The following is a 15,891-nucleotide window of genomic DNA, read 5'->3' on the forward strand; positions in this document are numbered from 1 at the left end:
CCGCACCGATGTTCTTGGATGGGAAAATGACCACCACAGAAGCTGACCACCCGTCCGCGTCCGGCGAGGCCACCGGCGCCCTCCCTGCTGGAGGGACTTCCCCCGAACCCGTCGACGAAAACATCTGGCTGGAGGACATCTACGGCCAGGAGCAGCTGGCGTGGGTCCGTGAACAGAACGCCCGCACCGAGGAGCTCCTCGAGGACGCCGACTACGCCGATCTGGAAGGCCGGATCCTGGAGGTCCTCGACTCCACCGACCGGATCCCCATGGTGGGCAAGCACGGCGAGTGGTACTACAACTTCTGGAAGGACCGGGACAACCCCCGGGGCCTGTGGCGGCGCACCAGCTGGGACAGCTACCGGGCCGGGACCCCCGAGTGGGATGTCCTGCTGGATGTCGACGCCCTCGCCGCCGCCGAGAACCAGGACTGGGTCTTCCACGGCGCCAACTTCCTCCGCCCGGCCCCGGGTGAACCCCACCGGCGGGCCCTGCTGGCGTTCTCCCCCGACGGCGGGGACGCCAACCGCCACCGGGAGTTCGACGTCGAGGCCCGCGGCTTCGTGGACCCGGCCGACGGCGGCTTCGACCTCCCGACCGGCAAGGGCAACGCCTCCTGGCTGGACGGGGACACCCTGCTGGTCGCCACCACCGCCCACGATCTGCCGCGGACCACCTCGTCCTATGCCCGCACCGGGGTGAAGCTGCGCCGCGGCGAGTCCCTGGCCCAGGCCGAGCAGCTGTTCGACATTCCCGAGGACCACATGATGGCGATCGTGGCCCACGACTCCACGCCGGGCTTCGAACGCACGTTTGCCGTCGACTGGATCAGCTTTTTCGAGAAGAACACCTCGGTGCTGCGCGATGGTGCATGGGTGCAGATCGACGTGCCGGCGGACGTGAACCTGAGCTCGCACCGTGAATGGCTGCTGTTCCGCCCGCAGCGTGACTGGACCGTCAACGGCACCACCCACCCGGCGGGCTCCCTGCTCGCGGCCGGCTTCGAGGACTTCCTCGCCGGCTCCCGGGACCTCGCCGTGCTCTTCACCCCCGATCCGCACACCTCCCTGCAGTCTTGGAGCTGGACGCGGGACTTCCTGCTGCTGAACCTGCTCCGGGACGTGTCCTCGGAGATCCACGTCCTGGATCCGCGGCGCCCCGGTAAGGACGCCGCGTGGGCCGCCACCGTGCTGGACGCCTGCCCGCCCCTGCACGACGTCAATGCCTTCGCGGTGGATGACGAAGACGACGCCGAAGGCTCGGACGACGACGGTACCGGCGGCGCCGCCTCGGTCGCCGATGGCGAGGCGCCGGGCGCAGGGAACGACTTCTGGCTGGTGGCCACCGGCTTCACGACGCCGACCACCCTAACCCGCGGGACACTAGCCCGCGACGGCGGATCGGTGACCAGCACGCACGAGGTGATCCGGACCTCCCCGTCATTCTTCGACGAGGCGGGCTACGAGGTCCAGCAGCACTTCGCGGCCTCCAGCGACGGCACGAAGGTTCCGTACTTCCAGGTGGCCGCCAAGGACCTGGTGCTGGACGGCCAGAACCCGACCCAGCTTTCCGGCTATGGCGGCTTCGAGATTTCGCGGACGCCGGCGTACAGCGGCGCGATCGGCCGGGCGTGGCTGGAGCGGCGGACCGCGGAGTCCAGCGGCGTAGAGGGCGAGGGCACGCACCGCCGCGGCGGCGTCTACGTGGTGGCGAACATCCGCGGCGGCGGCGAGTACGGGCCGGACTGGCACCGCGCCGCGCTGCAGGGCAACCGCCACCGGGCGTACGAGGACTTCGCCGCCGTCGCGAAGGACCTGATCTCCCGCGGCGTCACGTCCCGTCAGCGGCTCGGCTGCGTGGGCGGCTCCAACGGCGGGCTGCTGGTGGGCAACATGCTCACCCAGTACCCTGAGCTTTTTGGCGCCGTGTCCTGCGGGGTCCCACTCCTGGACATGCGCCGGTACACCAAACTGTCCGCGGGCTATTCCTGGATCGGCGAATACGGCGACCCCGACGTGCCCGAGCAGTGGGAGTTCCTGAAGACGTTTTCGCCGTACCACCTTCTCAAGGACGGCGTGGACTACCCGGAGACGTTTATTTGGACGGCGACTTCGGATGACCGGGTGGGGCCGGTCCAGGCCCGGAAGATGGCGGCCCGCATGCAGGCCATGGGCATCCCCAATGTCTGGTTCCACGAGGCGCTCGAGGGCGGCCACGCGGGGGCTTCGGACAACCGGCAGGCGGCGGCCCTGCAAAGCCGCAGCCAGCATTTCCTGTGGCGGGCCCTCGCCGGCACCGAGGCGTAAGGCCCACACCCAAGCAACGCGGGGTCACTTAGCGCCCATCCGGGGGCCCCGCATGGGCCGGATCTGACCCCGCGTTGCTCTGGAGCGGCCGTTTTGCACTGCGTGGCACCTTCTGCGTATCCTTGGTTGGCTAGTTATTAGCAATTGGAGACGTGCCAGAGCGGCCGAATGGGCTTCACTGCTAATGAAGTGTGGGGCACAACTCCACCGGGGGTTCAAATCCCCCCGTCTCCGCGTTTGGCCCCGGTCCTCGGACCGGGGCTTTTTGCGTTCCCGGGCAGATCAGGGCGGATCGACGGCGTTCATTCGCGCTGGTCTGCCCCCAGCAGTCACGTCCCCCCGGCCCGGCCCGTCCGGTGGCCGGACGCCTCACGCCCGCCGGCGGATCCGGATGGCAGGATAGGCCCATGTCGAGCAACACGGAATTTGACGCCATCATCGTCGGCGGCGGCCACAACGGACTGGCCGCGGCCGCGTACCTGGCCAAGGCCGGGCGGGACGTCTTGGTCCTGGAAAAGCTGGAACACGCCGGCGGCGCAGCAGTATCCGCGCACGCGTTCGACGGCGTCGACGCCCGCCTCTCGCGCTATTCGTACCTCGTCAGCCTCCTGCCCCGGCAGATCATCGACGACCTCGGCCTGCGCATCACGCTGGCGCGGCGGCGCTATTCCTCCTACACCCCGGACCCCGCGGATGCCAGCCGGGCCCTGCTGGTGGACAACGGGGACGAGGCCGCCACGGCCGCGTCGTTCGCCGCCGTCGGCGCTCCCGACGGCGAGTTCGGCGCCTTCACCGCGTTCTACGCCGCGTGCCGGCAGCTCACGGAGGCACTCTGGCCCACCATGACCGCGCCGCTGCTGGCGCGGTCCGACGCGCGGGCCCTCGCCGGCCGGGCCGGGGCCGACGCGGCGTGGGAGGCCATGATCGAGCATCCCATCGGACAGGCGATCCGCCGGGAGCTGGGCAGCGACCTGGTCCGCGGTGTGGTCCTGACGGATGCGCTGATCGGTACCTTCGCCCGGGCTGACGATGAGGACCTGCAGCAAAACATCTGCTTCCTCTACCACCTGATCGGCGGCGGGACGGGGGACTGGGACGTGCCGGTCGGCGGCATGGGCGCGGTCTCCGGCGAGCTGGAGCGGGCCGCGCGCGACGCCGGCGCGACCATCCTGACCTCCGCGGACGTGACCGCCGTCCGGCCCGGCGGCGCCGTGGACTACCGCCACGGCGGGCGGGACCATTCGTCTTCCGCCCGGTGGGTGTTATCCAATGTGGCGCCGGTGGTCCTCGACCGGCTGCGCGGCCGGCCTGCCGCCGACCTGTCAGCCGGCGCCCCTGCCGGCCCCAACCCGAACCATCAGCGCGAGGGTGCGCAGGTCAAGGTCAACCTCCTGCTCAAACGCCTCCCGGAGCTGCTGGACGGATCCGTCAGCCCCGAGGCCGCGTTCGGCGGGACGTTCCACATCAACGAGACCTGGTCCCAGCTCGACGCCGCCTACAGCACCGCCGCCGCCGGATCCGTGCCCTCGCCGCTGCCGTGCGAAATCTACTGCCACTCGCTGACCGATCCCACCATCCTGTCCCCGGAACTGCAGGCCGCCGGCGCCCAGACGCTGACCGTCTTTGGCCTGCACGTCCCGGACCGGCTGGTCACGGCGGAGAACAACGAGGACCGCCGCACCGAACTGCAGGCAGCCGTCCTGGCCTCCCTGAACTCCGTCCTGGCTGAGCCCGTCGAGGATCTGCTCATGACGGATCCGGACGGGCGGCCCTGCATTGAAACCAAGACCACCCTGGACATTGAACGCGCCGTCGGGATGCCCCGCGGCAATATCTTCCACGGCGGCCTCGACTGGCCGTTCGTGGAGGACGGCGAACCGCTGGACACCCCGGCGCGCCGCTGGGGCGTGGCGACGGATGATCCGCAGATCCTGCTCTGCGGCTCCGGTGCCCGCCGCGGCGGCGCCGTCAGTGCGATCGGCGGACACAACGCCGCCATGGCCGTGCTGGAATCGGAACCACCCCTGCGCCATGGGTGAACCGGTGCAATGGGTGAATCAGTGCAGTGGATGAGCCGGCGCTATGGGTGAGCCGGACCATGGAGACACGCGCATGAACGCCTCCCCGCGCGGCGCGGACCCGGCCGGGGGCAGCTGGAGCCCGCGGCTGGCCCTGCTGGTGGCCGCGACGTTCTTCATGGAATTCCTCGACGGGACCGTCCTGACGACCGCCATACCCAGTATCGCCGCCGATTTCGCGGTGCCGGCCGCCGACGTGAACATCTCCATGACCGCCTACCTGATGACGGTGGCGATGGGCATCCCGCTCAGCGGCTGGCTCGCGGAGCGGCTCGGTGCCCGCCGGGTGTTCTGTCTTGCCATCGCCATCTTCACGGCCGCGTCATTGCTCTGCGCGCTCAGCCAGGACCTGACCATGCTGACGCTGAGCCGCGTCCTGCAGGGTACCGGCGGCGCCATGATGGTCCCGGTGGGCACGCTGGTGGTGCTCCGCGGCACCCCGAAGAAGGATCTGCTGCGGGCTACGGCCTTCCTCGTGTGGCCCGGGCTGCTGGCCCCGGTCCTCGCCCCGCTGGTGGGCGGAGCGCTGACGACCTACCTGTCCTGGCACTGGATCTTCCTGGTCAACCTCCCCCTGGGCCTGGCGGCCTTCCTGGCCGCGCTGCGCCTGGTCCCCCCAGTCCGCGGCGACAGCACGCGGCGCCTGGACTGGCTCGGACTGGTCCTGACCACGCTCGGGGTGGGATCCCTGCTGGTCGGCCTGGAATTGATGGGCGGCCGGGACGCCGGACTGCTGGCGGCCGCGGGGATCGCTGCGGGCCTGCTGCTCCTGGCCGCCGCCGCGGCCTGGATGCGGCGGACCAGCACGCCGCTGTTCAATCTGTCCGTCTTCGGCACGCGGACGTTCCGCGCGACGGCGACGGGAGGCTTTGTGTACCGCCTGACCATCAGCGCGGTGCCGTTCCTGCTGCCGCTGATGTTCCAGGTCGGTTTCGGCTGGGACCCGCTGCGCGCCGGGGCGATGGTGTCGGCCGTGTTCGTGGGGAACATCGGGATCAAGCCCGCCACGACGCCCCTGATCCGGCGTTTCGGGTTCAAGCCCGTCCTGGTGTTCGCGTCTCTGGCCTCCGCGGCCACTTTTGCGCTGTGCGCGCTGCTCGACGCCGGCACGCCGGAACCGCTGATTGTCGCGGTGCTGGTGGCCAGCGGGGCGTTCCGCTCGATCGGGTTCTCGGCGTACGCATCCGTGCAGTACGCCGACGTCGTCCCGGCCCAGCTGCCGTCCGCCAACGCCGTCTCCGCGACGCTCGTGCAGCTCGCCACCGCGGCCGGGATCGCGGTCGGGGCGCTCCTGCTGCGGGTCTTCGAGGCAGGCAGCCGCGCGGGATCCACCGGGGTCCCCGGTGATCCGGCGGCGCCGTACCGGGCGGCGTTCCTGGCCATCGCGGTCCTGATGCTCCTGAGCACCCTGGACAGCCTGGTCCTCCCCCGCCACGCCGGTGCTGAGGTCAGCCGGCCTGGCCCAGCACCAGCGGCAGAACGGCGCCGGCGCCCGCGAGCCTGAGGGCCCGCCCGGAGACGGTGAGGGTCCAGCGGCTGTCCACGAGGTCGTCCACCAGCATGACGCTCTGGCCACGGATTCCAGCCAGGGCCTCCTCCAGCTCCGGTCCCACCACCAGGCGGTCCCAGACGCCGGCGAGCCGGTAGGCGCTGTTCCCGCCGCGGCCGCCGGTGGGTCCGCCGTGATTGAGCTGCAGCTGGCCCAGATACGGGATGCGGCCAATCTCCGAGATCCCGCGGGCCAGGGAATCCACCAGCAACGGCTTCCCGCGGGAGGGCAGGCTGATGATCGCGGCAGGCCGGCCGGCCCCGCTCCAGCCAGCGGTCCGGGCATCTCCGGTGCCCCACTCCCGGAGCACCTGGACGCAGGCCTGCAGCATGCCCGGGTCCACGGGCCGGTCGGGCGCACCGGCGGCGAAGGCCTCCCGCAGGGCCCCGCCCCAGCCAAGGTCCGTCAGGCGCGCCAGCACCCGGCCGTCCGCGAGGGCCTCATCCGGCTTGATCTTGCCCTTGACCGGCACGCCCAGGCGGTCCATGCCGCTGGGCCACTGCAGCCGCGGTTCCAGGGCGACGCCGGCCCGGCGCAGGGTCTGCCCTGCGGTCTCCGTGGCGTCCTCGGCGATGTCGGCGCGGAACCAGCGGCCCGCGCAGTTGTCGCAGCGGCCGCAGGCGCGGGCCGTTTCATCGTCCAGCACCGAGGTGATGTATTCCATCCGGCAGCCGGCCGTGTCCTGGTAGATGACCATCGAGTCCTGTTCATCCACCCGGGCCTCGGCGATCCGGCCGTATCGCTCGGCGTCGTAGTTCCACGGTTGTCCCGTGGAACGCCAGCCGCCGCCGACGCGTTCGACGGCGCCGTCCACGGCCAGGACTTTCAGCAGCAGCTCCAGCGGGGTGCGGCGCAGGTCCACCCGCGCCTCGAGCGCCACCGTGGACACCGCCGCGCCTGCCTCGGCGAGGGCCGTCAGGACCGCGGCAGCTTTCTCCTCGGACGGCATGGATGCGGTGGCGAAATACTGCCAGATGTCGCGGTCCTCGGATCCTGGCAGCAGCAGGACGTCGGCGTTGGCCGCGCCACGGCCGGCGCGGCCCACCTGCTGGTAGTACGCCACCGGCGACGACGGCGCGCCCAGGTGCACCACGAAGCCGAGGTCCGGCTTGTCGAAACCCATGCCGAGGGCGGAGGTGGCCACGAGCGCCTTGACCTGGTTGTCCTTCAGGAGCTGCTCGGCGCGTTCCCGGTCCGCGGGGTCCGTGCGGCCGGTGTAGGCGAGGACCTCGTGCCCCGCCTCAGCCAGCAGGCGGGCGGTGTCCTCGGCGGCCGAGACCGTGAGGGTGTAGATGATGCCGCTGCCCTGCAGATCCTGCAGGTGGGTCAGCAGCCAGCCGAGGCGTTCGCGGGAATCGGGCAGGGTCAGGACACCGAGCCGGAGCGAATCCCGGCCCAGGGCGCCACGGATGGTGAGCACGTCCTTGCCGAGCTGTTCCTCGATGTCATGCACCACCCGGGAGTTGGCCGTGGCGGTGGTGGCGAGCACCGGGACGGTGTCCGGGAGCTGCGTGATGAGGTCCGCGATGCGCCGGTAGTCGGGGCGGAAGTCGTGGCCCCAGTCCGAGATGCAGTGGGCCTCGTCAATCACCAGCAGACCGGTCCGGCGGACGAGCTCGGGCAGCTGGTTTTCCCGGAAGGACGGGTTGGTGAGGCGTTCGGGCGAGACCAGCAGGACGTCCACTTCATCGGCGGCGAGCTGCTCGCGGACAGTGTCCCAGTCCAGCTGGTTTGCTGAGTTGATCGCCACCGCCCGCACCCCGGCCCGCGCCGCGGCCGCGACCTGGTCCCGCATGAGGGCCAGGAGCGGGGACACGATCAGGGTGGGCCCGGCGCCGCGGCGGCGCAACAGCAGGGAGGCAACAAAGTACACGGCCGACTTCCCCCAGCCGGTGCGCTGCACCACCAGGGCCCGCCTGCCGCCGTCGACCAGGGCCTCAATGGCCTCGAACTGGCCGTCATGGAACTCGGCTTCAGGATGGCCCACGAGCTCCCGCAGTACATTCTGGGCCTGTTCCCGGGTCGAGGATGGGGTGCCGGCTAGGGCCGTGCTGGAAAGGGCGTTCTGGTTACTGGCCATTGCTTCAGTATCCCAGCCCCCTCCGACAGCCACGAAGCCGGTACCCGCTATGTGCACAATCCGGCGTGTAGACAAGGGCGGGGACAGGCCGGCGCGTCAGGGCCGCAACGTAAGATAAGACGCGTGACTACGGACAAGACAAAGACTTTTGACCTCTCGACCTCGTTCAAGGCCTACGACGTGCGCGGAATCGTGGGGCAATCCATCACCGCGGAGATCGTCGAAGCCGTCGGTGCCGCCTTCGTCGACGTCCTGGAACTCACAGGGCAGACCGTGCTGGTGGGCGGGGACATGCGCCCCTCCTCCCCCGAGTTCGCCAAAGCCTTCGCGAACGGCGCAGCCACCCGCGGCGCCAACGTCCAGCTGCTGGACCTGATCTCCACCGACGAGCTCTACTACGCGTGCGGGGCCCTCAACGCCGCCGGCGCCACGTTCACCGCGAGCCACAACCCGGCCGAATACAACGGCATCAAGATGGCCAAGGCCGGTGCCGTGCCGATCTCCTCCGAAACCGGGCTCATGGAAATCCAGGCCCGCGCCGAGGAATACCTCAACGCCGGCGCCATCCCCGCGGCCGGCAGCACTGGCCTGATTGGCGTGCAGGACGTCCTCAAGGGCTACGCGGAGTACCTGCGCTCCCTGGTGGACCTGCGCGGTTCCCGGCCGCTGAAGGTTGTGGTCGATGCCGGCAACGGCATGGCCGGCCTCACCACCCCGGCCGTGCTTGGCGATGCCCTGCTGCCCAAGCTTCCGCTGGAGATCGTGCCGCTGTACTTCGAGCTCGACGGATCCTTCCCGAACCACCCGGCCAACCCGCTGGAACCGGAAAACCTGCGCGACCTGCAGGCCGCCGTCGTCGAACACGGCGCGGACATCGGCCTGGCCTTCGACGGCGACGCCGACCGCTGCTTCGTGATCGACGAGAAGGGCGAGCCTGTCTCGCCGTCGGCCATCACCGGCATGGTGGCCCGCCGCGAAATCGCCCGTGCCCAGGGCCTCGGTGAAGACACGCCCACCGTCATCCACAACCTGCTGACCTCCCGCGCGGTGCCCGAACTCGTCGAACGCCACGGCGGCCGGCCCGTCCGCACCCGCGTGGGGCACTCCTTCATCAAGGCCGTCATGGCCGCGGAAGGGGCCATCTTCGGCGGGGAACACTCGGCCCACTTCTACTTCCGCGACTTCTGGAATGCGGACACCGGCATGCTGGCCGCCATGCACGTCCTCGCCGCCCTGGGCGAACAGGAGGGCCCGCTCTCCGAACTCGGCCGCGAATACGAGCCGTACCGGTCATCCGGCGAGATCAACTCGGAAATCGAGGACAAGGCCGCCGCGGTCGAGCGGGTCCGCGAGGACTTCCACGACGAGGACGTCGAGGTCGACTACCTCGACGGCAGCACCTTCATTGCCACCGACGGCAGCTACTGGTTCAACCTGCGCCCGTCCAACACCGAACCGTTCCTGCGCCTCAACGTTGAAGCCACGGACGCCGCCACCATGGAACGCGTCCGCGACCGCGTCCTGGCGCTGGTCCGGGGCTAGCGGTGGCAGTACACCCGGAAGAATCCGCCAACACCGGATCCTGGCGCGAGTCCGTGCCGGACGCCAGCGCCACGGACCTGGAGAACCTTCTCGGCACCGGCGTCGGTGCCGCGCAGGAGCAGCTGGAACGCAACGGCGGCTTTCTGCCCTTCGCCCTGGTGGTGCAGAACGACGGCGAAGTCCGGCTGGTGGCCGTGACACCCGCGGACGCGAGCGACGGATCGGACGCCGACTTCGACGCGGACGCCATGATCCGGGACCTCCACGAGTTGCTCCGGCAGCACCGGGAGGAGTTCCGGGCCGCCGCCGTCGTCTGCGACATCACGCTGCTCGAGGAAGACTCGGACGCCATCCACGTCGCGGCAGAGCACCAGGACGGCTCCCTGTTCGCCGCCGTGCTGCCCTACGCAGCGAACGCCGGGACGCACGAACTCGAGTTCGGCCAGCTGGCCGCCGATACCAACGAGCCCGCCGTCTGGGTGGACTAGACCGCCCTTAGGCTGGGGATATGAAGATCAATGCGTTCGCCGATGTGAGCCTTCGCGCTTTGCTGGTGCTCGCGGCCGCTCCGGACGGCGGGCTCCTGACCACCCAGAGCATCGCCGACGCTGTCGGCACGCCGTACAACCACGTCAGCAAGGCGATGGCGAAGCTGCGCGCACTGGGCCTGATCGACGTCGAACGCGGCCGCAACGGCGGATCCCGGCTGAGCAGCGCCGGCCGGACCGCAACGGTCGGCCAGCTGCTGCGGCAACTCGACACCCGCATGGACCCGGCCGACTGCATTGCCACGGGCGGGACGTGCCCGCTCATCACCGAATGCCGGCTCCGGGCCGCGCTGGCCCGGGCCCGCGAAGCCTTCTATGGCGAACTCGACGGGATCGTGATCGCGTCGCTGCCGACCTCCCGGCAGATGGCGCCCGTCTTTGCCGCGATCGGGCTGCGCCCGGGGCTTTGAGCGGCCCGGCAGGTTCGGGCCGCTGTCCGGCGGGATTCCGGCCCAATCTGGGGAAAACCTTTGGTTTGGCGTCCAAACGCCCTTCCTGGCGGGCCTGGCCATTGACTTCAGGCAGGCACGGGATGACCGGCATGCCAGGCTCAGGCACGGTACCGGCGCTCTGCCCCACCGGGATCCGGTTCCTTCTCCGGCAGCGACACTTGTCACTGACACCCGCCTTCTCCCGCCGCCGCCACGCCCGGAATCCGGTCGATTTGGAATAGATTTCTACGCGGTGTAGAAATGAGGCATAGATATTTGTATTTGAAATGCAAGTATCGCCGCGGACCCGGCTGAAGACGCCGGGCCACTATCTCAGGAGTCAGCATGCTCTCGGACAAGTCCTTCCCCGTCATCGAGGCCACCCTGCCGCTGGTCGGTTCCCGGATCGGGGACATCACCCCCAAGTTCTACGCCCGCCTCTTCGCCGCCCACCCCGAACTGCTGGACGGCCTGTTCAGCCGCTCCAACCAGCGCTCGGGCAATCAGCAGCAGGCCCTGGCCGGAAGCATCGCCGCCTTCGCCAGCCACCTGGTGAACAACCCGGACACCCTGCCGGAGACCGTGCTGTCCCGGATCGCGCACCGCCACGCTTCCCTCGGCATCACCGAACCGCAGTACCAGGTGGTCTACGAGCACCTCTTCGCCGCCATCGCCGAGGACCTGGCCGAGGTCATCACCCCGGAAATCGCCGAAGCCTGGACCGAGGTCTACTGGCTCATGGCGGACGCCCTCATCAAGCTCGAGAAGGGCCTCTATGCCGCACAGGCCAACGCCAAGATGTGGACCCCCTGGAAGGTTGCCGCCAAGACTCCGGCCGGCACCGGCTCCATGACCTTCACGCTGGAACCGGCAGACGACACCCCCATCACCGCGGCGCTGCCGGGCCAGTACGTCAGCGTCAAGGTCACGCTTCCGGACGGGCTCCGCCAGGTCCGCCAGTACTCCCTCTCCGGCGACGCCGGCACCAGCCGCAGCTTCACCACCAAGCTCGACGACGGCGGCGAGGTCTCCCCCGTGCTGCACAATGACGTGGCCGTGGGCGACGTCATCGAAATCTCGAACCCCTACGGCGAAATCACGCTCAAGGAAGGCGACGGCCCCGTGGTCCTGGCCTCGGCCGGCATCGGCTGCACGCCCACGGCGTCCATCCTGCGATCCCTGGCCGAGTCCGGCTCGGACCGCCAGGTCCTGGTCCTGCACGCCGAAAGCAACCTGGACAGCTGGGCGCTGCGCTCCCAGATGACGGACGACGTCGAACGTCTGGACGGCGCCGACCTGCAGCTCTGGCTCGAGCAGCCCGAAGCCGGTTCCAACGCGGGCTTCATGTCCCTGCGCGAGGTGGACCTCCCGGCCAACGCCTCGCTCTACCTGTGTGGCCCGCTGCCGTTCATGAAGAACATCCGCAACGAGGCCATCAACGCCGGCATCCCGGCCACGAAGATCCACTACGAGGTCTTCGGCCCGGATATCTGGCTCGCCAGCTAAAACACTCATCGACGGCGGCCCCGCACCTCTTCGTGAAGGTGGGGGCCGCCGTCGTGAAGCGGTGCCCCGGAGTCCGCGCAGAGCGCGTCAGCCCGCCGACGGCACCCCGGTGATCGCGTGACCGAAGCGCAGGAGGTTACCGGGATCGTACGTGGACTTCGCGGACCGCATCCGCTCATAGACCGCGGGCGTCCAGGCCCGGGCCCGGTCCTCCTCGTCGCCCGGCGCGCCATGGAAATTGACCAGCGTGTACCCGGTGGAGTGGGGAGCCATCGCGGCCAGGATCCCGCTGATGGAGGCCGATACGGCCTCGGCAAGGGGCGGTATCTTGAACCCGACGAGGAACAGCAGGAAGGCCGCGTCCCGCCCCGACACGGCGTCCGGCACCGCATCCGGCATAGCCCCCGGCCGGGACAGTGCAGTCCGGGCCAGCGCGCCGCCGAGCGGCCGGACCTCCACCAGCAGCAGCGGGCAGTCCGAACCGTCCCCGGTGAGCTCGAGCAGGTCAGCCACCGCCTCTTCGCCGAAATCCTTCAGGAGCGCGCCGCCGTCCATGAAGGGCAGCGGGTCCGCCGGGTCCATGTGGATCTGGTCAACGTCGAGGTAACTCATGGGCCCGGCCGTGTCCATCAAGGGGGTCGAGACCGCCCGCATCGGGGCAAGCAGCGCGTCGCCGGCCTCGCGCTTGCCCAGGAAGGCAAAGCGCAGGTGCACGACGAACTGGTTCCGCAGCGGCTCAGGAACGAAGTCCATGTCCGGAAGCCGCAGCAGCGAGATCGAGGGTGAGGCATCTTCGGGCAGCGTGGGCAGCCAGTGACGGAAGGCAGCCAGGACGGTGGCCGCATCCGCCCCGGGATAGATGATGCCGCCGCCGTAGAAATCACTGAACGGAAAGAGACTGAACTCGAGGGCGGTCACGATCCCGAGGTTGCCCTTGCCGCCGCGCATCAGTGCAAACAGCTCGGCCTCGGCGTCGGCGTCGATCCGCCGCAATTCGCCGTCGGCCGTGACAACCTCCATGCTGCGGACATGGTCCGCCGCGAAGCCGTGCGCGCGGCCGAGCACGGGCAGCCCGCCGCCGAGCGTGTAGCCGACGACTCCGACGTCGGTGCTGGAGCCGTGCAATCCGAGGAGCCCGTGCGGCACGCTGGCCTCCAGGAGGGTGCGCCACTTCACCCCGGCGCCGACGCGCGCGGTGCGTTCCTCCGGATCGATCTGCACGTCCTGCAGCCGGCGCGTGTTAATGAGCAGGCCGCCATCGATCGCAGATTCGGCGCCGTGCCCAGTGGACTGGACGGACACGGGAAGCCTGCGCTCGGCCGCCCACTTAACCGCGGCCACGACGTCCCGGGCATCTGCGGCCCCCAGAACGACCTCGGGCCGGTGCACTGTTGCGACGTTGAAGGCGAACGTCTCCGCCGCGAATTCGGGGCTGTCCGGCAACGCGACCGGGCCGCTGACAGCGCTGGACAAAGCATCGATGTCGTCGTTGACAAGCATGAGGAACTCCTGAGTCTCGCTTACCGCGAGCAGGTCGGGGGCGCGGCCGCACCCGCCCGGGATGCCCCCAGCGCACGCTCCACTCGTCGGCCGGCCCGGCTGATGGAATGCGGACAAGCCTAGGGATCCGGCCGGACGCGGCCTAGGGACCTAAGTCCCGGCGTCACGCACCCAACGAAAACGGCGGCCCCGCATCTTCCGAGAGGTCCTGGGTTCTAACGGTCGCTGGTTAAACCGCAACGCGGGGTCACTTACGGTCCATCCACGGTGGTGGGATGGGCCGTAAGTGACCCCGCGTTGCTTTGTGTTCTGCCGGCTGCTACTGCTCGGCAGCCATGCGCTCCTTCAGTCCTGCGAGTTCGGCGCGCAGCGCCTCGGGCAGCGAGCTGCCGAAGTTGGCGAACCACTCCTCGATCGAGGCCAGCTCGGTGGTCCACTCTGCGGGGTCGACACGGACGGCCTCTTCAACCTGGGCCGGGGTCATGTCCAGGCCCTTGAGGTCGATCGCGTCAGCGGTGGGGACGAACCCGATGGGGGTCTCCACGGCGTCGGCCTTGCCCTCGAGGCGTTCGATGGCCCATTTCAGGACCCGGGCGTTGTCACCGAATCCGGGCCAGGCGAATCCGCCCTCGGAATTGCGGCGGAACCAGTTGACCAGGAAGATCTTGGGCAGCCGCTCCGGGTTGGCCTTCGCGGAGAGGTTGACCCAGTGGTTCAGGTAATCGCCTGCGTCGTAGCCGATGAAGGGCAGCATGGCCATCGGATCCCGGCGGACAACGCCGACGGCACCGGCTGCCGCGGCGGTGGTCTCCGAGGACAGGGTTGAGCCCATGAAGATGCCGTTGGACCAGCTGCGCGCCTCGGTGACCAGCGGGATGGTGGTCTTGCGGCGGCCGCCGAACAGGATCGCGGAAAGCTCCACGCCGTCCGGGTTGTAGTACTCCTCGGCCAGCATGTCGATCTGGTCGATCGGCGTGCAGAAGCGGGAGTTCGGGTGGGCGGCGGGCTTGTCCGAATCCGGGGTCCAGGAGTTGCCCTGCCAGTCGGTCAGGTGCGCGGGCACCTCGTCGGTCATGCCCTCCCACCACACACCGCCGTCGTCCGTCAGGGCGACGTTGGTGAAGATGCTGTGGCCCTTGGCGATGGCGCGCATCGCGTTGGGGTTGGTGCCCCAGCCGGTGCCCGGAGCCACGCCGAACAGGCCGGCCTCGGGGTTGACGGCGCGGAGCTCGCCTTCCTTGCCGAACCGCATCCAGGTGATGTCGTCACCGAGGGTTTCGACTTTCCAGCCCTCGATGGTCGGATCCAGCAGCGCGAGGTTGGTCTTGCCGCAGGCCGACGGGAAAGCGGCGGAGATGTAGTAGTTCTTCTGCTCCGGCGAGGTCAGCTTGAGGATGAGCATGTGCTCGGCCAGCCAGCCTTCGTCGCGTGCCATCACCGAGGCGATGCGCAGGGCGTAGCACTTCTTGCCGAGCAGGGCGTTGCCGCCGTAGCCGGAGCCGAAGGACCAGATGGAGCGCTCCTCCGGGAAGTGGACAATCCACTTGTCCGGGTTGCAGGGCCACGGGACATCGGCCTGGCCGGGGGCCAGCGGGGCGCCCAGGGAGTGCAGGGCGGGGACAAAGAACGCGTTGGTCGCGGTGATCTTGTCCAGGACCTCGGTGCCGATGGTGGCCATGATCCGCATGGAGGCGACAACGTAGGCGCTGTCGGTGATCTCGACGCCGAACTTGGGGTCCTCGGCGTCGAGGTGGCCCATCACGAAGGGGATCACGTACATGGTGCGGCCGCGCATGGAGCCGGCGAACAGGCCGTGCAGCTTTTCCTTCATCTGCGCCGGGGCCATCCAGTTATTGGTGAAGCCTGCGTCGTGCTCGTTCTCGGAGCAGATGAAGGTCTGCTCTTCGACGCGGGCCACGTCGGCGGGGTCGGAGAAGGCCGCGAACGACTTGGGGAAGAGGTCCTCGTTGAGGCGGGTCAGGGTGCCGGCGGCAACGAGCTCGTCCGTCAGCCGGGTGTTTTCCGCTTCGGACCCGTCAACCCAGTAGATCCGGTCCGGCTGGGTCAGTTGAGCTACCTCTTCTACCCATGCCAGTAGACCGGCATGTGTGGTGGGTGCTTTTTCAAGCAACGGCAGTCGCGCCAGATCTCCCATTACGGTTCCCTTCCTCGGGTTCAGTGGTGTGTCCTAAATGCTAGGGCTCGGCAGGGGGCCCATTTCGGGCCCGGACGTGGGATGACCGGGGCCGAGCAAATCAAAAACCGCGGAAATTCAAGGAACTGGCCGGCCATCATCCCTCCTTTTTGTGACTAAGGTCACGTAGACCGGTCTAGTCAGCTAGATTACACCC

10 protein-coding genes and 1 tRNA gene are annotated in these 15,891 nt (G+C 69.2%); 8 read left to right on the top strand and 3 right to left on the bottom strand.

Annotated elements, in window-relative coordinates; all coding sequences use genetic code 11:
- The first annotated feature begins 26 nt into the window (after positions 1-26).
- From AC1DBX_RS06170 to AC1DBX_RS06185, 4 genes are all read left to right on the top strand, one after another.
- Positions 27-2,306: a prolyl oligopeptidase family serine peptidase gene (locus AC1DBX_RS06170; RefSeq protein WP_476931300.1), complete on the top strand. Its 2,280-nt coding sequence runs from the start codon at positions 27-29 to the stop codon at positions 2,304-2,306.
- Positions 2,307-2,452: 146 nt separating this feature from the next.
- Positions 2,453-2,540, top strand: a tRNA-Ser gene (locus AC1DBX_RS06175).
- A 173-nt stretch (positions 2,541-2,713) separates the two neighbouring features.
- On the top strand, positions 2,714-4,345 hold the full coding sequence (locus tag AC1DBX_RS06180; RefSeq protein WP_476860409.1) for a phytoene desaturase family protein: 1,632 nt from the start codon (positions 2,714-2,716) through the stop codon (positions 4,343-4,345).
- 73 nt (positions 4,346-4,418) lie between these two features.
- Positions 4,419-5,888 carry an MFS transporter gene (locus tag AC1DBX_RS06185; RefSeq protein ID WP_476931301.1) on the top strand — a complete coding sequence of 490 codons (1,470 nt, stop codon included), beginning with the start codon at positions 4,419-4,421 and terminating at the stop codon, positions 5,886-5,888.
- Here the strand turns inward: AC1DBX_RS06185 and AC1DBX_RS06190 are convergent.
- Positions 5,833-8,013 (bottom strand): RecQ family ATP-dependent DNA helicase, encoded by a 2,181-nt coding sequence (locus AC1DBX_RS06190; protein ID WP_476931302.1) that lies wholly within the window; start codon positions 8,011-8,013, stop codon positions 5,833-5,835. The genes AC1DBX_RS06185 and AC1DBX_RS06190 overlap by 56 nt on opposite strands.
- Before the next feature lie 123 nt (positions 8,014-8,136).
- On the opposite strand from AC1DBX_RS06190, the gene AC1DBX_RS06195 reads away from it, so the two are divergent.
- The 4 genes from AC1DBX_RS06195 (at position 8,137) to AC1DBX_RS06210 (ending at position 12,040) form a co-directional block, all read left to right on the top strand.
- Positions 8,137-9,555, top strand: coding sequence for a phosphomannomutase/phosphoglucomutase (locus AC1DBX_RS06195; protein WP_223914399.1), 1,419 nt, complete (start codon positions 8,137-8,139; stop codon positions 9,553-9,555).
- Positions 9,556-9,557: 2 nt separating this feature from the next.
- Entirely contained in the window at positions 9,558-10,043 is a 486-nt protein-coding gene (locus tag AC1DBX_RS06200; protein WP_028278122.1) for a hypothetical protein, read from the top strand.
- Between the two features lie 20 nt (positions 10,044-10,063).
- Positions 10,064-10,513, top strand: a complete 450-nt coding sequence (locus AC1DBX_RS06205; protein WP_230009078.1) for an RrF2 family transcriptional regulator — start codon at positions 10,064-10,066, stop codon at positions 10,511-10,513.
- A gap of 366 nt (positions 10,514-10,879) precedes the next feature.
- Complete coding sequence (locus AC1DBX_RS06210) at positions 10,880-12,040, top strand: globin domain-containing protein (protein ID WP_476931303.1); 1,161 nt, start codon at positions 10,880-10,882, stop codon at positions 12,038-12,040.
- 87 nt (positions 12,041-12,127) lie between these two features.
- On the opposite strand, the gene AC1DBX_RS06215 is transcribed toward AC1DBX_RS06210, so the two are convergent.
- Both AC1DBX_RS06215 and AC1DBX_RS06220 read right to left on the bottom strand, forming a co-directional pair.
- On the bottom strand, positions 12,128-13,540 hold the full coding sequence (locus tag AC1DBX_RS06215) for an FAD-binding oxidoreductase (protein WP_476931304.1): 1,413 nt from the start codon (positions 13,538-13,540) through the stop codon (positions 12,128-12,130).
- Positions 13,541-13,859: 319 nt separating this feature from the next.
- Positions 13,860-15,695 carry a phosphoenolpyruvate carboxykinase (GTP) gene (locus tag AC1DBX_RS06220; protein WP_223914403.1) on the bottom strand — a complete coding sequence of 612 codons (1,836 nt, stop codon included), beginning with the start codon at positions 15,693-15,695 and terminating at the stop codon, positions 13,860-13,862.
- Positions 15,696-15,891 lie beyond the last annotated feature (196 nt).

The sequence above is a fragment of the Arthrobacter sp. 10N44_2 genome (assembly GCF_056394385.1).